Below are 17494 nucleotides of genomic sequence, written 5' to 3'. Positions count from 1 at the left end.
TAATTTATTGCAAATAATAGTAAATAATAGTTTATATGACGCGAATTTTTCAGCCTTACACAATCAATCAAAATAGTTTGATCACTTTAGATGATAATGCTTTCAATCACCTTATTCGAGTATTAAGAATGAAAACCGGGGAATCAATTACGCTTTTTGATGGTTCCAACCAAATTACGCCTGCCGTTATACATGAAGTTAATAAAAAAACGGTTATTGTTAAAACAGCAAACAGTGTATTAGATAATCGAGAATCACCATTAAACATTCATTTAGGACAAGTGATTTCTCGGGGTGATAAAATGGAGTTTACTATTCAAAAATCGGTCGAATTAGGTGTTAATACCATTACCCCCCTACTTTCAGAACGTTGTGGCGTCAAACTCGATCAAGATAGGCTTGAAAAGAAAGTTCAACAATGGCAAAAAATTGTTATTTCGGCTTGTGAACAGTGTGGACGAAATATTATCCCAAACATCAATCCAGTAATGAAATTAGAAACTTGGTGTGCAAATTTAACCGATAGTTTAAAACTTAACTTACACCCTAAAGCCGAACAAGGAATAAACCAATTACCTTGTGATAACAAAAATATTAGTTTATTAATTGGGCCTGAAGGTGGTCTATCTAATGGAGAAATTAGCATGACTCATCAATATCAGTTTACTGATATTTTGCTCGGGCCGAGAGTATTACGGACTGAAACAGCGGCGTTAACTGCAATAACAGCGCTTCAAGTTCGTTTCGGTGATTTAGGTTAGTCACAAGAAATAAATAAGTTAATAAATGATTGCTTTGCTTATTAATCGGTAACGGGTATGATAGTTAAAAATTCGATTATTATTGCTAATACCTCTTTCTACCTTGATTTTATCTAAATTATTAAATAGGTAGAGCAGCAGCAAATCATCAACACCGAATTCAGTAAAATCAAATATAATCAGTAAGGAGTTACCATGATCAAACTTGGTATTGTTATGGACCCCATTAGCCATATCAAATTAAAAAAAGATACCAGTTTTGCGATGCTACTTGAAGCACAAAAACGCGGCTATCAACTTTATTATATGGAAATGAATGATCTGTTTTTACGCAATGGAGAAGCTAGTGCCACGACTCGTACAGTAACAGTTCATAACAATAGTGAGCATTGGTTTGATTTTGGAGACGAACAGACTATAGCATTAAGTGAACTTGATGTAATATTAATGCGCAAAGATCCGCCTTTTGATACTGAATTTATCTATGCAACCTATATTTTAGAGCGTGCGGAAGAGAAAGGAGTATTGGTAGTAAATAAACCTCAAAGTCTACGCGACTGTAACGAAAAATTATTTACGGCTTGGTTTGCTGACTTTACACCTGAAACCTTAGTTACTCGTCAAACATCACAAATCAAAGCTTTTCATCAACAATATCATGACATCATTTTAAAACCACTAGATGGCATGGGTGGTTCATCAATTTTTCGCGTGAAACAAGATGATGCTAATGTTTCGGTGATTATTGAGACACTTACTGAACATAATACCCGTTATTGCATGGCGCAAACATTTATTCCCGCAATCAAAGATGGCGATAAACGGGTTTTAGTTGTCGACGGTGTACCCGTGCCTTACTGCTTAGCACGAATCCCACAACAAGGGGAAACACGAGGAAACTTAGCCGCTGGTGGACATGGTGAAGTTAGGCCATTAAGTGATAGTGATTGGCAAATCGCTAACAGTATCGGCCCTGTTTTGCAACAAAAAGGACTACTATTTGTAGGACTTGATATTATTGGTGACAAACTAACCGAAATTAACGTTACCAGCCCGACTTGCGTTCGAGAAATTGAAGCAGCTAACCCAGATTTATCAATCACAGGTTTATTAATGGATGCGATTGAATCAAGATTAAATATAAAGAGTTAAAAATGATTAGAGAATATCAAGCAAAAGATTTAGATGCCATAATGACAATTTGGCTGCAAGGTAATGAACAAGCACATAATTTTATCGATCCTGAGTTTTTTAAACAAAACTTTGAATTAGTGAAGATGTTGATCCCAATGTCAACAATATATGTTCAAGATATCAACGGCGTTGTTGTTGGTTTTATTGGCCTAACTGAAAACTATATCTCAGGTTTATATGTTGAAAAGAATTTTCGTCATCAAGGTACCGGATCAGCATTAGTTGAAAAAGCCAAACAGCGTCACAACGAATTAATGGTACATGTTTACAAACAAAATAGTGATGCAATTAACTTTTATTTATCACAAAATTTTGCAATTGTTGGTGAATCAATTAATGAAGAAACCAATCATCCTGAAATATTAATGCGCTGTAATGTTGAACATAAAGTCAAAATTGGGAAATGTGCATTATAAATTTAACGACAATGTGAGCATATGAATTTAAAAAATCATTTTATTATAGCCATGCCAACTGTTAATGACTCAATTTTCAGTCGTTCAGTAGTATATATTTGTGAACATAATCGTGATGGTGCTATGGGGATTATTATTAATAAACCCATTATAGATCTTAACATAGAAACAGTATTATCCCGTTTAGAGATAACCGCCTCAAAAAGTTGTGCTGAACTTGAACACCTTGTGTTTTGTGGCGGCCCGCTTGCTGAAGAGCAAGGATTTATTCTCCATACACCTCATCAAGGGTTTGCTTCAAGTATACAAATCTCTGATGATATCATGGTTACCACATCTCTTGATGCATTAAAGTCTATTGGTACACCAGAACAACCAAGAGATCTTTTCTTAGCATTAGGTTATTCAAGTTGGCAATCATTACAACTTGAAAGTGAAGTTGCAAAAAATGATTGGTTAGTTACCGATGTTGATCCTGCAATTATCTTCGAGGTAGCTATCGAAGATCGTTGGCAGAAAGCGGCTGAATCATTGGGCATTAATATTAAAACAATTTCACATCAAATGGGCACCGCCTAAGTTATGGCTACCATTATTGCATTTGATTTTGGTACAGCGAGCATCGGCGCAGCTATCGGTCAAGATATAACTAAGACCGCAAATTCACTTTGTTCATTCAAAGCTCGAGATGGCATTCCTAATTGGCAGTCAATAGAGAAAGTACTCAATGAATGGCAACCTGATTATTTAGTGGTAGGATTGCCACTAAATATGGATGGCACAGAGCAACCGTTAACCGCAAGAGCACGCAAATTTGCTAACCGTCTGCATGGCATGTTTGGCTATCAAGTTCATTTACAAGATGAACGTTTATCAACCGTTGAGGCAAAATCACATATTTTTGCTTCACGTGGTTACCGAGCCCTTGAAAAAGGTCATGTCGATGCAACTTCGGCAATTATTATTTTAGAAAGTTGGTTCGAAAATTGTGAATCTAGATAATCAAAAGATTATTTTAACAATAATTAGTCGCCAATAAATTTCATCCTTGCTAAAATAACAAGCAATTTTTTCTATTGAAAGGACTGCTCCCCGTGTCAAATAATAAATCTCTTAGCTATAAAGATGCTGGTGTCGATATTGATGCTGGCAATGAATTGGTTGATCGTATTAAATCTGTCGTTAAAGAGACCAAACGTCCTGAAGTTATGGGTGGACTTGGTGGTTTTGGTGCATTATGTGCAATTCCAGAAAAATATAAACAACCTATTTTAGTGTCAGGTACTGATGGTGTTGGCACAAAATTGCGCCTTGCAATGGATTTAAATCGTCATGAATCAATTGGTATTGATTTGGTTGCTATGTGCGTTAATGATTTGATTGTTCAAGGAGCTGAGCCTTTATTTTTCCTCGACTATTATGCTACTGGCAAATTAAATGTTGATGTTGCAGCGACTGTTGTTACAGGTATTGCGGAAGGCTGTAAACAATCTGGATGTGCATTAGTTGGCGGTGAAACTGCAGAAATGCCGGGTATGTATCATGGCGATGATTATGACTTAGCGGGCTTTTGTGTTGGTGTAGTTGAAAAATCAGAAATGATTGATGGTAGTAAAGTACAAGATGGTGATGCACTAATTGCCCTTGCATCAAGCGGTGCACATTCAAATGGTTATTCATTAGTACGTAAAATTATCGAAGTTAGTGGTGTTAATCCAGCAACAGAACAATTAAACGGAAAACCATTAGCAGATCATTTACTTGCGCCAACTAAGATTTATGTAAAATCAGTGCTTGATTTGATTTCGAAAATCGATGTTCATGCTATTGCACACATTACTGGCGGTGGTTTTTGGGAAAACATTCCACGAGTTTTACCTGATAATACTCAAGCTGTTATTGATGAATCTAGTTGGCAATGGCCGGCCATCTTTAATTGGTTGCAACAAGCAGGCAATGTAAGCCGTCATGAAATGTACCGTACTTTCAATTGTGGCGTAGGTTTAATCATCGCTTTACCAAAACAGTTAGCTGAACAAGCCATTAATTTACTTAACCAGCATGGTGAAAAAGCTTGGTTACTTGGCGAAATAAAACACTCTTCATCAACTGAACGAGTTGTTATTCAGTAATATATACGATATCAATTTTTGTCTAGTAATTGTAACTAATCAGTCAATATTACTGGACAAAAAATATCGATATAAAAATCATTAAAATAATTCCTTTTAGTATCAATCTGCAATATCTGCCTTATGTTTTAATATACTAATCCCCTGCCTTTTTTATTTTTACTAAAAACGTATAGTTAGGCAAAAATTTAACTCAAAAATAACTAAAAGCTATCTTAGTTTCTGGTACAATATGCAAAATTATTATAACTAAGTAATGTCATAATACTCTAAGATACAAGGTTTTTTAATGATCATATCAGATGCTAACAGTGCGGTGTCATCTGTCGCATATCGTGCAAACGAAGTCATTGCTATTTATCCAATAACGCCAAGTTCATCTATGGCTGAACAAGCTAGCTCGTGGGCGGAGTTTAACAAACCCAATGTTTTTGGTGATACACCGAAAGTTGTTGAAATGCAATCGGAAGCGGGAGCAATATCAACGGTACACGGTGCATTAATGACTGGAGCATTAGCAACATCATTTACTTCATCGCAAGGTCTGTTATTAATGATTCCTTCGCTATATAAAATAGCTGGGGAATTAACACCATTTGTATTACATGTTGCCGCCCGTACTGTTGCAACTCATGCCTTATCTATTTTTGGCGATCATTCTGATGTTATGTCAGTTAGGCAAACTGGTTTTGCCATGTTGTGTTCTAGCTCGGTACAAGAAGCCCAAGATTTAGCCTTAATTTCGCAAATAGCGACACTCAATAGTAGAGTACCATTTATTCATTTTTTTGATGGTTTTAGAACTTCACACGAAGTAAATAAAATTTATCCAATTAGTGATGAACAGATTCGTAATTTGCTTCCCCACCAAGCTATTGATGCTTTTCGCCACCGCGCCTTAACACCAGATAATCCAGTTATTCGTGGTACATCAGCTAATCCTGATACCTACTTCCAATGCCGTGAAGCAGTTAATCCATATTATGAGAATACTTTCAATCATGTTGCAGATGCTATGCAAGCCTTTGCAAAAGAGACAGGTAGAAAGTATCAACCTTTCGAATATTATGGCGCAAAAGATGCTGAGCGTATCATTGTCATTATGGGATCAGGCGTCAGCACCACGAAGGAAGTTGTCGATCATTTGATTAAAAATGACGAAAAAGTTGGTGTCGTTATCGTAAGATTATTCCGACCATTTTCAGCGATTCATCTACTTGACGTTATTCCGCAAACTGTGAAAAAAATCGCCGTGCTAGATCGTACTAAAGAGCCAGGCGCACAAGCTGAACCTCTTTACCTAGATGTAATGACAGCCTTTGCAGAGAGTTTTTCACGTGGCGAACGTGACCATTTACCACAAATTATTGGTGGTCGTTATGGTTTATCATCGAAAGAGTTCGATCCTCGCTGTGTATTAGCGATATTTAACGAATTAACAACAGAGAAACCTAAACCTCGCTTTACAGTAGGTATTTATGACGATATAACCGGCTTGTCACTACCATTACCAGAAAAATCCATTCCACAAAAATCAGCACTTGAAGCTCTATTTTATGGTTTAGGCAGTGATGGTACGGTTTCAGCGACCAAAAATAATATCAAAATCATTGGTGATAGTTCACCATTTTATGTACAAGGTTATTTTGTTTACGATTCGAAAAAAGCAGGTGGTTTAACTACTTCTCACCTTCGAGTTAACCTTGAACCAATAGATTCACCATATTTGATAACCAGTGCCCATTTTATCGGTTGTCATCAAGATCAGTTTATCGACAAATATCAAATAGTTGAAAGATTAAAAGATGATGGTATTTTCTTGCTGAATACACCTTATAGTAAGGATGAAGTTTGGCATAGATTACCTAAAGAAGTGCAAATTCAACTAATTAAGAAAAGAGCACATTTTTATATTATTAATGCAGCTAAAATTGCTCGAGAATGTAATTTAGGGGCAAGAATTAATACCGTAATGCAGGCCGCTTTCTTCCATTTATCAGAAATATTTAAAAATGATTTTAGTATTTCACAACTAAAAGAAGTTATTGCCAAAAGTTACAGCAGTAAAGGACAAGATATTATTGAAAATAACTGGAAAGCACTTGATTTAGCCATTGCATCTCTTGAGAAAATTCCATTAAGTTGCGTTGATGAAAGTAGTCCATCACGTCCGCCAGTTGTGCCAAGCAATGCTCCTGATTTTGTTAAAATGGTCACTGCAACTATGTTAGCTGGCTTAGGTGATAGTTTACCTGTTTCAGCTTTTCCTCCCGATGGAACATGGCCTGTTGGCACCACCAAATGGGAAAAACGTAATATTGCTGAAGAAATACCAATTTGGCAACCTGAACTTTGTACTCAATGTAATCATTGTGTGGTTGCTTGTCCACATGCAGCCATTCGAGCAAAAGTTGTTGAACCAGATGATATGCTCAATGCACCTGAGTCACTAAGCTCACTTGAAGTAAAAGCTCGAGATATGAAAGGTCAACGTTATGTTTTACAAGTTGCGCCTGAAGATTGTACCGGATGTAATTTATGTGTTGAAGTTTGTCCTTCACGTGACCGTAATAACTTTGATATCAAAGCCATTAACATGCGTTCACGAATTGACAATTTAGAAACTCAGCGTGCTAACTATGATTATTTCACCGACCTTCCTGATCGGGAAATCAAAACACTAGAACGAATTGATGTACGTACATCACAACTATTAACACCGTTATTTGAATATTCTGGTGCTTGTGCTGGTTGTGGTGAAACACCATACATCAAACTACTAACCCAATTATATGGTGATCATCTCGCTATTGCTAATGCAACTGGTTGCTCGTCAATCTATGGTGGTAATTTACCATCATCCCCATATACAACCGATCGCAATGGCCGTGGACCGGCTTGGGCAAATTCATTATTTGAAGATAATGCCGAATTTGCACTTGGTTATCGTATTACTTATGATCAACATAAAAAACGAGCATTACGTTTGCTTGAACATGTTGCCGGTGAGATTTCGCCAGAGATAGTGATTAATTTACAATCACCAGATTTATCTATTGATGAAAAACGAACTCAAGTTAATTTATTACGTCAACAATTAGCGCATTTAACTTCAGCTGAAGCTAAAGAGTTAATGCAAGATGCTAATTATTTGATTGATAAATCAGTATGGGCTATTGGTGGTGATGGTTGGGCTTATGATATTGGCTTTGGTGGACTCGATCATGTAATGAGTTTAACCGAAAACGTTAACATCTTAGTGCTTGATACCCAATGCTACTCTAATACTGGCGGACAGCAATCGAAAGCAACACCAATGGGTGCAGTATCCAAATTTGCTGATTTAGGTAAACATAAAGCTCGTAAAGATCTTGGGGTCAGTGTAATGATGTATGGTCACGTTTATGTCGCACAAGTTGCTTTAGGATCGCAATTGAACCAAACACTTAAAGCATTACAAGAAGCTGAAGCTTATGATGGCCCTTCTCTAGTTATTGCTTATAGCCCTTGTGAAGAACATGGTTACGATTTATCTAAATCTCATGAACAGATGAAAGATTTAGTTAAATCAGGTTTCTGGCCACTATATCGTTATGATCCGCGTCGTATGCAAGAAGGAAAACCAGGTTTAGTGTTAGACTCTAAAGCACCAAACAGTGAATCATTAACGGAAGTTTTACTTAAAGAGCAACGTTTCCGTCGTTTAGAAACACTCGAACCAGTTATTGCCAATACTTTACATGCGCAATCAACTAAAATGGTAAATTCTAAATATAAATTCTTGCAAATGCTGGCAACCTATTCTGATATTGAAACGCCAGCAGATAGTTAATCACAAAATAACTATCAGGCAAAAATAGCCTTAGTTATGCGGTATTAAGATCATTGTTAGTATATTCATTAATATTAGCAATGATCTTAAATATGGACATAATGTGGTGCAAACTCGAACTAAATATCAATCCAGCTACCAACTGGTGTCGAATATAGTTAGGAACACCTGGTGAAATGTTGTATGTTGCCAATGTATTGTATGGTTTAAGGGAAAAATCACTGATATAAAATTGAAACAACTAAGGAAGGAATGCTAAAGACTCACTGTATAGATCATATCAGTGAGTCTAAAATTTTACTTAACTTTAGTATCGATAACCCGACGAGTCATCCAATAATGTTTTTTCCAATAATCTTCTTTTAAATTAGAGAAAATAACACCTTTTGATGTTGAAGCATGTAAGAATTTACCATCTGCATAGTAGATACCAACATGTAAACCGCTACGACTACGACCGGTTTTAAAGAATACTAAATCCCCCGCTTTAGGAGTAGTAACTTTATAGCCTAGTTTAGCTTGTTCTACAGTACTTCTTGGCAAAGTTTTTGATAATCTATTTTTATAGAAATTCATAACTAAACCAGAACAATCACTACCAGCTAAGGTTGTACCACCATAACGATATGGCGTTTTTTTCCATTTTTTATAATGTTGATCGATTTTTGCCAAAATAACTGGATCTGATTTATTTACCGCTACTTGACCTTGACTACTACTACAACCAAACAATACAAACAGAGAAAAAATAATCGAAATTACTAAACATCGTTTTTTAACACTACCGCAATTGTTGCGCAACTTGGTTAATAACCGACTGTCTTTTTTTATCATTTCTTTTTGTTCCTTTATTTAAAGTCGACCAATGCGAATAACGTCTTGCTACCTTTAGACTTTTAGGTAACACACCTTTTTGCCACTCATTTTTATCTAGCTTAGATAATCTAATCGGGCTGGTGTTCGCATGGCTGCGATAATTTAAACTCTCTTTAAGTTGAACTAATCGTAAAGAAAGAAAACAAATAATCACATCATCAACGCTTAATTTACTATATCCAGAAAGCTGATAACGCATTCTAGAACCGTAATGCTTTGCAGTTTGCATCAAACTACCCACGGCTGCACCAATTAATGCAGCTGAACCAAAGGATAATCCACCAGTAGCTAAATCAATACTTGCTCCGATAGTTGCACCAGATACAAATCCTTTAGTCAAATGTATACCCATCAATTTCAACGCATCTAAATTAAACAAATCAGCGTTATATCTACCTTTAATTAAAGGTAGATTTTCTTCACTCTCTTGAGTTGAATCAAATTGATAGAGTTGCAATAAATCATTTATTACTTTTTGTTCACGTAACCTAACTTTATTTTGCATATCAGTTACAGCTTGCTTATCATCTGATTTTGCCATTTTATAAAAAGCAGTCACATCAACCAATGCTTCGGCAATAAGTTTATTTGCTGTATGATTACGTGATTCACGAATCCTCGTAATATTATCTAACCAATTATCCAATATTTTTTTAGCTGATTCAATTAGTAAAGCTAAACTTTTGTATAATTTTTCTTCACCATCTATAGGTGGAAATACAGCGTCGAACCCAATGATAGCATGGATACCTATTATTGAAAGCAATCTTTTCCATTCCTTTTCATTTTGTTCTTTGGTTGAAGTAAAATTAAGGACAGCAAGAATAGGTTTATCACTATTTGCTAAAATGGCCAATTCATCGTGATATTTAGGTAGCACAGGCTCTCGGACATCAATGACATAGATAGCTGCATCACAATTTAACACTTGTCTGATGACTTTTGCTTCTTGATTAAAAAGGTTTTCAGCCTCCGGGCTTTGTAAAAAAGTCGTTAATTTATCGATACCATCTAGCTTAGAATTTGCTGGTAGAATTTGTGTTATATAATCATAAAGCGCCAAACTATCTTCAAAACCCGGAGTATCATAAAAAGTAATGTCGGTATTATTAGCCAAAGACAATTTAATCGATTCAACGTGTCTTGTGGTGCCCGGTTTATCTGAAACATCACCAAAATGACTATTGTGCGACAATGCTCGCAAAAGCGAAGTTTTGCCAAAATTGGCATGGCCAACTATTGCTAATTTCAATGAAGTAATCATATTAATTATCCTGCTCTAACCAATTAGGTTCGGCTAATGGTAAAGATAACGATTGCCAATTATGAAATTGCTTACCGTGATTAATAAACCATATCCGAGTTTGCTGGGATTTATTAATTAGCTGTTGAATAAAGTTTAATAATCCGCGATCAGGGGCGCGATCCGTATCGATGGCGATTAATAATTTTTTCGCTGGTTTTAATTGTAAGTAGTCCAATATAGCAACCCGTTGTTCACGGGTATTAAGAAAGCCATAGAACGGAACTGTAGTTGTTGGTTTCCAACTTTCAACGATATCCACTGCCACCAAATAGATACCATGCCCTTCTTCAATTTGCGAAATCGGCAATTGCCATCTGTTTTCCCCTAATTTATCTTCATCTTCTACGTTAGTGACTAATGGCTGTAATTGTTGCGCGAGGATTTGATAATCAGGATCATCTAAATTTAACTTAATTTTTCGACTGGTTACCATCCAGGTGACACCACAAAAAATCATCAGAAGTAAACGAACAGTTAAGCCATAAAAAATAAAAACGCCCAGTAACCATATCGCCCATGAAGAACGAATATCACCAGAACTTAATGCATGTTCACTCAGTTTAATCACATCATCTTTTGGAATAGAAAATCCAAACCAAGATGGCAAATAACCTAGATAATGAGTTAATTCAATAATTGAATCTGCACTTAATAAAGTTGTTTTCCATTCAAAACTATAATGTTGGGTAGAAAAAAGCACTAACAAAACAATTAAAGCGCTAGTTAAAATAACTGTCCAAAACAAATTAAGTACAAAGCCTAGTAACCAACGAATTCGATAGCCAAATAATGAAACAAAAGCAGGAACAAGTTGTTGCACAGTCTTTTTTTGGTAGAGTTTTTCCGCTATCCATAACCAACCGTGAATTAATAAACTACCACCAAAGCGAGAAAAAAATAACAATGAACAAAGCCAGACAATTAGCGTAATAAAATGAACACCCAATAAACTAAATAACGCCCAATATAAATTGATTGGATTTTGACTTAACGCGCCAAATGTCAGCGAGCTACCGATAAAAAGTGATACAAACAATAATAACAAAAATGACAGTTTAATTGAGCGCAACATTACTTTTTGTGCCAAATATAAACCATTTTGTTTAGATAATAAGGTGGCTCGCGTAACAATACGATTAACCAAAGAGGTTGGCATAGCTTTAACTTGCCGATTAATATCTTGATCAGCAAAGCGTCCAGATTGTGACTCAATTAAATGAATAGTTTCAGTAAGCCATAAAGATTTTAGCTGTTCACGCATTTTTATTTAATTTTCACATTTAGGTTAGTCATAAAAGAAACGCGACATAAGTCGCGTTTAAGATAGATTGAGTCGTTTACTGGGTGATTTCACCAATTTTACTTAAAAGAGTTTGAATCCGTTGCTGCCAAATTTGTTGATCTTGTTTTAGTTTTTCATTTTCATCACGTAATGCTTTCATTTCATCAGAACTATCATTAATTAATTGCTCAAGTTCTTGATTACCTTGCTTTAATCTAGCAATCTCTTGTTGCAATGTATTAATGGTGTTAACAGTATGTTGAATTCTAGTTTCTAATTGATTCAATATTTCTAATGACATATTTTTCCTCAAGCTCAATTTATTTGGTGTATAATAAGTAGTATTATAACTAATTCATTCTGAAATCAACACCTTTTTAAATTTTAAGTTGGAGAAAAATATGCGAAAACCTCTCGTTATGGGTAACTGGAAACTCAATGGTAGTATCGGTATGGCAAAAGACTTGGTCGCAGGATTAAGAAATGAGCTATCAACAGACGCTAACTGTGGCATTGCAATTGCACCGCCTAGCGTTTATTTAGATTTTGTAGCACATCAATTAGGTGGCTCAAACATTCTTTTAGGTGCTCAAGATGTCGGTATTCATCTTTCAGGTGCTTATACTGGTGAAGTATCAGCAACTATGTTAAAAGAAATCGGCGTAACTCACGTCATTATTGGACATTCTGAACGTCGTACTTATCACAAAGAATCTGATGAATTTATTGCCCAAAAATTTGGTGTATTAAAAGAAGCAGGTCTAGTACCAGTACTTTGTATTGGTGAGACTGAAGCTGAAAACGAAGCTGGCCAAACTCAAGCAGTATGTGCTCGTCAAATTGATGCTGTTATTAATGCATTAGGTGTACAAGCATTTAATGGCGCAGTAATTGCTTATGAACCAGTTTGGGCAATCGGTACAGGTAAATCTGCAACTCCAGCTCAAGCACAAGCTGTTCACAAATTTATCCGTGATCATATCGCAAAACAAGATGCAGCTGTAGCTAAACAAGTAATTATTCAATATGGTGGCTCAGTTAATGATAAAAATGCAGCTGAACTATTTACCCAACCAGATATTGATGGTGCTTTAGTTGGTGGAGCTTCATTAAAAGTCGATGCTTTTGCAGCAATCGTTAAAGCAGCAGAACAAGCTAAGAAATAAAACGTAAGACGCCTATTTAGGCGTCTTTTTCTACTCAGTAGTACAATTGTAACTTATTTTTTACCCTTCTTTTCGTATCTAGATGGCCAAATTTGCTCAACAGGCACTTGTAAATATTCAGAGATAATACGTTCATATTTAGGACAATGTCGATATAGTGCATTACGTAAAGTATCAGCCTGTAAACCACTTGAACGTGAAAGAGCTCTTAAATTTCCGCCTCGGATTTTAATCTCACCTACAACTCTTGATGGCGTCCAGTCTTGATCTTGTTCTCTCATTATGAGATCCTCTATTGGTTAAATTTTTTGCTATTGTAAAGATTATCGGTATTACGCGACTAAAGCGATAACAAGTTACCTGCAAAGAATAGCATATAAAAAAACGAATTAAAATAATAAAAACAAAAAAATATCTAGAAATGGAATGAAAAACAATGGAAAATAAAGTAAAAAAACAGTCTGAACAAGAAAAAACACGAACATTGACCAGTACAGGAGTTATAAATTTTAAAAATCGATTAACTATTGTTTTAGAAGGTCTTTCAGGTAACGCTTTTGCAAAAAAAGTAGGAATGTCAGAAGCAGTAATACGAGATTATTTATGTGGAAAGACCTATCCATCGCTAAATAGATTGGCAACCATAGCTCAGAAATGTGATGTACCAATCGAGTGGCTTGCAACAGGAAAAGGCGAATGTCGTTTACTTCCAGAAAGCCAAGGTAAAGGTTCTATTGATATTCCATTTCATCATCTCAATGAAACAAATAGTGCATTTTCAGTTTTAGAAACAATCCCATTTGATATCACCTTAATCAAACATCACAGTTGTGAAGTTGATAATCTAATCGCTGTTTGGGCTAAGGGTGACAGTATGGAACCAACCATATCAAATCATGATATTCTTATTATCAATAAAGCTAACGCTAAACCTATTGATGGTTTTCTTTATGCGGTACAGTATGATGATCATATAAGTATCAAGCGTATTCAAAATCAAGGTGCTAACCTAGTTTTAATTTCAGATAACCCTAAATATCCAGCTATTGTGGTTGACAAAAAAGAACAACACGATTTTAAAATAATCGGCCATGTGGTCTATTTACTGAAAGATCTTAATTAAGATCACCATAATAATGCTATTTTTAAATTTAACTCCATTGATATTATCAATGGAGTTTGGAACTATAATTAATTTTTTTCTGCGAATAGATATCAGCAGACAACTATTAATAAAAATTTGTTAGTCAAACCCTTATCCCTCTTTCGCATAGCCTTACACTTTTCATCATAATTATGCTAAAATTATCACAAAATTTTTGCCCATTGATTTAGTTATTATGCCAAATATAAACACTCGAAAAAAAGTCGTTGTCGGCATGTCTGGCGGCGTAGACTCTTCTGTTTCTGCTTATTTATTACAACAACAAGGTTACGATGTTGTTGGTTTATTTATGAAAAATTGGGAAGAAGATGACACAGAAGAATATTGTTCAGCAGCGATCGATTTAGCTGATGCGCAAGCAGTATGTGACAAATTAAACATCAAATTACACACAATCAATTTTGCTGCCGAATACTGGGATAACGTATTCGAACATTTTTTATCCGAATATAAGGCAGGTCGAACACCTAATCCTGATATTTTATGCAATAAAGAGATCAAATTTAAAGCTTTTCTTGAATATGCAGCCGAAGATCTTGGTGCTGATTATATCGCTACCGGCCATTATGTTCGCAAGCGAGAAAATGGAAGCAAAGTCGAATTACTGCGCGGTATAGATAACAATAAAGACCAAAGTTATTTTTTATATACGCTGAGTGAAGATCAAATTAGACAAAGCTTATTTCCTGTTGGTGAACTAGAAAAACCACAAGTACGAAAAATCGCCGAAAAACTAGGCCTAGCAACCGCAGCTAAAAAAGACTCAACCGGGATCTGTTTTATTGGTGAACGAAAATTTAGTGATTTTTTAGCTCGTTACTTACCGGCACAATCAGGCGTGATTCGGACTGTAGACGGTGAAGTTATCGGCCAACATCAAGGGCTAATGTATCACACATTAGGACAACGTAAAGGACTTGGCATAGGTGGTCTAAAACAAGCCGATGATACGCCATGGTATGTTGTTGACAAAGACATAAAAAATAATGAATTAATTGTTGCCCAAGGTCATGATCATCCAGCTTTGTTTTCGGATGGATTAATTGCTCAACAACTACACTGGGTTGATCGTAAAGTTGTGACCAAACCTTTTCAATGCACAGTAAAAACGCGTTATCGTCAACAAGATATTGTTTGTAGTGTCACACCATTAGAACAAGATAAAATTCAAGTAATGTTTGAACAACCTGTTGCAGCAGTAACACCTGGACAATCAGCGGTATTCTATCAAGATGAAGTCTGCCTTGGTGGCGGTATTATTGAGGAACGAATTGTAAGCAGTAAGGAGCATTAAAATGAATAGTAAATATCATCATATTGCAATAGCCCTTGCCGGCGTAACACAAAGTGCGTCACTTATTCCCCAACTTGCTAATACAGGGGTTTGTAACAATACGCTTTATCAAATAGCAATTAAAAGCATATTCAATACATCGCCAAAAACCACTGATGATGTTTATGATGGTATTACCAATATTAAAACAGGCCTAGAAACACTTATCTCACTACTATCATCAAATCAAAAGCAACAAGTTGAAAACATCCGTTATTTGTTTGGTGCATTAAGTGTCACCAGCAAACTTTTAAAAAATAACGATGCATTAGGTAAAATAGATCAACGTTTGCAACGAATATCTGGACTTTATTCAGATATGAATCAAGAGACAATCAGTAATCATGTTGATGATCTCTCTTATTCATTAGCAGGGATCTATTCGGATATCATCAGTCCTCTATCAACCAAAATCAAAGTAGTAGGTAAAGCGGAGTATTTACAAAATTCATTGGTGCAAGCCAAAGTTAGAGCTTCACTACTAGGTTGTGTTCGTTCTGCCATTTTATGGTATCAAGTTGGTGGTAGTCGCTGGCAAATTTTGCTGGGTCGTAAACGAATATGTAATGCAGCACAAGAATTATTAAAAGATATTAATCAACAAAGTTATTAAATTTAAAAAAAATAGCAACGGAGTAAAACCGATGGAATTATCTGCTCTTACCGCCCTATCACCAATTGATGGTCGTTATGGTGACAAAACAACAGAATTACGCACCATTTTTAGTGAATATGGTTTATTAAAATATCGCGTTCAAGTTGAAGTTCGATGGCTACAAAAACTCGCTAATCAAGCAGATATTCTTGAAGTACCAACGCTAAGTGAGCAAGCTAACAAGCACCTGAATGAAATTGTTGACAACTTTAATGAACAAGATGCAATACGCATCAAAACAATCGAAAGAACAACAAATCACGATGTTAAAGCTGTTGAGTATTTCTTAAAAGAAAAAGTTAACACTAACGAAGAACTGCAAGCTATTAATGAATTTATCCACTTTGCCTGCACATCAGAAGATATTAACAATCTATCTTATGCATTAATGTTAAAAACAGCCAGAGACACAGTTCTTATCCCTTACTGGAACAAATTAATTGCAACCATCACCACGCAAGCTAAGACTTATCGTGACTTACCATTATTATCAAGAACACATGGACAACCAGCTACACCTTCCACCATCGGTAAAGAGTTTGCCAATGTTGTTTATCGACTAAAGAGACAACTCAAACAATTAGAGTCAATTGAAATTCTTGGTAAAATTAATGGCGCTACAGGTAATTATAATGCGCATATGGTTGCTTACCCACAAATCAATTGGCATAAATTTAGTGAGGAATTTGTAACTTCATTAGGATTACAATGGAATCCATATACTACCCAGATTGAACCACATGATTATATTGCAGAATATTTTGATTGCATTGACCGTTTTAATACCATTATGATCGACTTTGATCGTGATGTTTGGGGGTATATCGCTCTAAATCATTTTAAACAGAAAACCGTTGCTGGTGAAATTGGTTCTTCAACTATGCCACATAAAGTAAACCCAATTGATTTCGAAAATTCAGAAGGCAATTTGGGGCTTGCTAATGCAATCATGAGTCATCTTGGTAGTAAATTACCTATTTCTCGTTGGCAACGAGATTTAACCGACTCAACCGTATTACGTAATCTTGGTGTAGGTATTGGTTATGCGATTATTGCTTATCAATCAACACTCAAAGGTCTAAATAAACTTGAAGTTAATCAAGAACATCTACTTGATGAACTTAACCGCAATTGGGAAGTATTAGCCGAACCCATTCAAACCGTGATGCGTCGTTATGGTATCGAAAAACCATACGAAAAATTAAAAGAATTAACGCGAGGTAAACGTGTCGATGCACAAGGAATGCAACAATTTATCGACTCGTTAGCGTTACCTGAACATGAAAAAACTCGTTTAAAACAGCTAACCCCAGCAAATTACATTGGTTTTGCCATTAATTTTGTTGATGAACTATAAATGACATAATGAGTGTTGC

Annotated in this window: 17 protein-coding genes; 12 read left to right on the top strand and 5 right to left on the bottom strand. The window is 35.6% G+C overall.

All coding sequences use genetic code 11. The features are described from left to right. The first annotated feature begins 35 nt into the window (after positions 1 to 35). The 7 genes from rsmE (at position 36) to nifJ (ending at position 8335) form a co-directional block, all read left to right on the top strand. Positions 36 to 761 carry a 16S rRNA (uracil(1498)-N(3))-methyltransferase gene (gene rsmE / locus H3U97_RS11065; protein ID WP_198198969.1) on the top strand — a complete coding sequence of 242 codons (726 nt, stop codon included), beginning with the start codon at positions 36 to 38 and terminating at the stop codon, positions 759 to 761. A 195-nt stretch (positions 762 to 956) separates the two neighbouring features. After that, positions 957 to 1913, top strand: a complete 957-nt coding sequence (gshB, locus tag H3U97_RS11060) for a glutathione synthase (RefSeq protein WP_198198968.1) — start codon at positions 957 to 959, stop codon at positions 1911 to 1913. A 2-nt stretch (positions 1914 to 1915) separates the two neighbouring features. Continuing rightward, entirely contained in the window at positions 1916 to 2371 is a 456-nt protein-coding gene (locus H3U97_RS11055; protein ID WP_086354265.1) for a GNAT family N-acetyltransferase, read from the top strand. 21 nt (positions 2372 to 2392) lie between these two features. Beyond that, a complete protein-coding gene (locus H3U97_RS11050; protein WP_065651008.1) occupies positions 2393 to 2950 on the top strand; it encodes a YqgE/AlgH family protein in 558 nt (185 codons plus the stop codon). A gap of 3 nt (positions 2951 to 2953) precedes the next feature. Next, on the top strand, positions 2954 to 3373 hold the full coding sequence (gene ruvX / locus H3U97_RS11045) for a Holliday junction resolvase RuvX (RefSeq protein WP_034902234.1): 420 nt from the start codon (positions 2954 to 2956) through the stop codon (positions 3371 to 3373). Between the two features lie 92 nt (positions 3374 to 3465). After that, positions 3466 to 4503: a phosphoribosylformylglycinamidine cyclo-ligase gene (gene purM, locus H3U97_RS11040; protein ID WP_065651009.1), complete on the top strand. Its 1038-nt coding sequence runs from the start codon at positions 3466 to 3468 to the stop codon at positions 4501 to 4503. A 289-nt stretch (positions 4504 to 4792) separates the two neighbouring features. Further along, positions 4793 to 8335 (top strand): pyruvate:ferredoxin (flavodoxin) oxidoreductase, encoded by a 3543-nt coding sequence (gene nifJ / locus H3U97_RS11035; RefSeq protein ID WP_198198967.1) that lies wholly within the window; start codon positions 4793 to 4795, stop codon positions 8333 to 8335. 297 nt (positions 8336 to 8632) lie between these two features. Here the strand turns inward: nifJ and H3U97_RS11030 are convergent, their stop codons facing one another. From H3U97_RS11030 to zapB, 4 genes are all read right to left on the bottom strand, one after another. Then, on the bottom strand, positions 8633 to 9169 hold the full coding sequence (locus H3U97_RS11030) for a C40 family peptidase (RefSeq protein WP_082205063.1): 537 nt from the start codon (positions 9167 to 9169) through the stop codon (positions 8633 to 8635). Beyond that, positions 9117 to 10475: a DUF3482 domain-containing protein gene (locus H3U97_RS11025; RefSeq protein ID WP_086320306.1), complete on the bottom strand. Its 1359-nt coding sequence runs from the start codon at positions 10473 to 10475 to the stop codon at positions 9117 to 9119. The genes H3U97_RS11030 and H3U97_RS11025 overlap by 53 nt, the downstream gene beginning before the upstream one ends. A gap of 1 nt (position 10476) precedes the next feature. Continuing rightward, positions 10477 to 11778 (bottom strand): DUF2868 domain-containing protein, encoded by a 1302-nt coding sequence (locus H3U97_RS11020; RefSeq protein WP_198198966.1) that lies wholly within the window; start codon positions 11776 to 11778, stop codon positions 10477 to 10479. 76 nt (positions 11779 to 11854) lie between these two features. Next, positions 11855 to 12100 (bottom strand): cell division protein ZapB, encoded by a 246-nt coding sequence (gene zapB / locus H3U97_RS11015; protein WP_034902244.1) that lies wholly within the window; start codon positions 12098 to 12100, stop codon positions 11855 to 11857. A 100-nt stretch (positions 12101 to 12200) separates the two neighbouring features. Here zapB and tpiA point away from each other — a divergent pair, with 100 nt between their 5' ends. Further along, complete coding sequence (gene tpiA / locus H3U97_RS11010; protein WP_198198965.1) at positions 12201 to 12965, top strand: triose-phosphate isomerase; 765 nt, start codon at positions 12201 to 12203, stop codon at positions 12963 to 12965. 53 nt (positions 12966 to 13018) lie between these two features. Here tpiA and H3U97_RS11005 read toward each other — a convergent pair whose 3' ends face one another. Continuing rightward, positions 13019 to 13246, bottom strand: a complete 228-nt coding sequence (locus H3U97_RS11005) for a helix-turn-helix domain-containing protein (RefSeq protein ID WP_065578965.1) — start codon at positions 13244 to 13246, stop codon at positions 13019 to 13021. 155 nt (positions 13247 to 13401) lie between these two features. Here H3U97_RS11005 and H3U97_RS11000 point away from each other — a divergent pair, with 155 nt between their 5' ends. From H3U97_RS11000 to purB, 4 genes are all read left to right on the top strand, one after another. Then, on the top strand, positions 13402 to 14088 hold the full coding sequence (locus tag H3U97_RS11000; RefSeq protein WP_065578966.1) for a LexA family transcriptional regulator: 687 nt from the start codon (positions 13402 to 13404) through the stop codon (positions 14086 to 14088). A gap of 217 nt (positions 14089 to 14305) precedes the next feature. Then, on the top strand, positions 14306 to 15424 hold the full coding sequence (gene mnmA / locus H3U97_RS10995; RefSeq protein WP_065651014.1) for a tRNA 2-thiouridine(34) synthase MnmA: 1119 nt from the start codon (positions 14306 to 14308) through the stop codon (positions 15422 to 15424). A 1-nt stretch (position 15425) separates the two neighbouring features. Beyond that, positions 15426 to 16076 carry a high frequency lysogenization protein HflD gene (hflD, locus tag H3U97_RS10990; RefSeq protein ID WP_086320309.1) on the top strand — a complete coding sequence of 217 codons (651 nt, stop codon included), beginning with the start codon at positions 15426 to 15428 and terminating at the stop codon, positions 16074 to 16076. Between the two features lie 31 nt (positions 16077 to 16107). Continuing rightward, on the top strand, positions 16108 to 17475 hold the full coding sequence (gene purB / locus H3U97_RS10985; protein WP_198198964.1) for an adenylosuccinate lyase: 1368 nt from the start codon (positions 16108 to 16110) through the stop codon (positions 17473 to 17475). Positions 17476 to 17494: the final 19 nt, after the last annotated feature.

Source organism: Gilliamella sp. W8128, from assembly GCF_016100545.1.
GTDB lineage: Bacteria > Pseudomonadota > Gammaproteobacteria > Enterobacterales > Orbaceae > Gilliamella > Gilliamella apis.
Note: the sequence above shows the minus strand (reverse complement) of the source record. Positions and strands in the feature narration are given on the sequence as shown.

Bases quoted from the DNA above. Each gene is read 5' to 3' on its own strand.
- H3U97_RS11030 (WP_082205063.1), bottom strand. From the start codon at position 9,169: ATGATAAAAAAAGACAGTCGGTTATTAACCAAGTTGCGCAACAATTGC.
- H3U97_RS11000 (WP_065578966.1), top strand. From the start codon at position 13,402: ATGGAAAATAAAGTAAAAAAACAGTCTGAACAAGAAAAAACACGAACA.
- gshB (WP_198198968.1), top strand. From the start codon at position 957: ATGATCAAACTTGGTATTGTTATGGACCCCATTAGCCATATCAAATTA.
- zapB (WP_034902244.1), bottom strand. From the start codon at position 12,100: ATGTCATTAGAAATATTGAATCAATTAGAAACTAGAATTCAACATACT.
- purB (WP_198198964.1), top strand. From the start codon at position 16,108: ATGGAATTATCTGCTCTTACCGCCCTATCACCAATTGATGGTCGTTAT.
- H3U97_RS11055 (WP_086354265.1), top strand. From the start codon at position 1,916: ATGATTAGAGAATATCAAGCAAAAGATTTAGATGCCATAATGACAATT.
- H3U97_RS11020 (WP_198198966.1), bottom strand. From the start codon at position 11,778: ATGCGTGAACAGCTAAAATCTTTATGGCTTACTGAAACTATTCATTTA.
- mnmA (WP_065651014.1), top strand. From the start codon at position 14,306: ATGCCAAATATAAACACTCGAAAAAAAGTCGTTGTCGGCATGTCTGGC.
- nifJ (WP_198198967.1), top strand. From the start codon at position 4,793: ATGATCATATCAGATGCTAACAGTGCGGTGTCATCTGTCGCATATCGT.
- rsmE (WP_198198969.1), top strand. From the start codon at position 36: ATGACGCGAATTTTTCAGCCTTACACAATCAATCAAAATAGTTTGATC.
- hflD (WP_086320309.1), top strand. From the start codon at position 15,426: ATGAATAGTAAATATCATCATATTGCAATAGCCCTTGCCGGCGTAACA.
- H3U97_RS11025 (WP_086320306.1), bottom strand. From the start codon at position 10,475: ATGATTACTTCATTGAAATTAGCAATAGTTGGCCATGCCAATTTTGGC.
- H3U97_RS11005 (WP_065578965.1), bottom strand. From the start codon at position 13,246: ATGAGAGAACAAGATCAAGACTGGACGCCATCAAGAGTTGTAGGTGAG.
- tpiA (WP_198198965.1), top strand. From the start codon at position 12,201: ATGCGAAAACCTCTCGTTATGGGTAACTGGAAACTCAATGGTAGTATC.
- H3U97_RS11050 (WP_065651008.1), top strand. From the start codon at position 2,393: ATGAATTTAAAAAATCATTTTATTATAGCCATGCCAACTGTTAATGAC.
- ruvX (WP_034902234.1), top strand. From the start codon at position 2,954: ATGGCTACCATTATTGCATTTGATTTTGGTACAGCGAGCATCGGCGCA.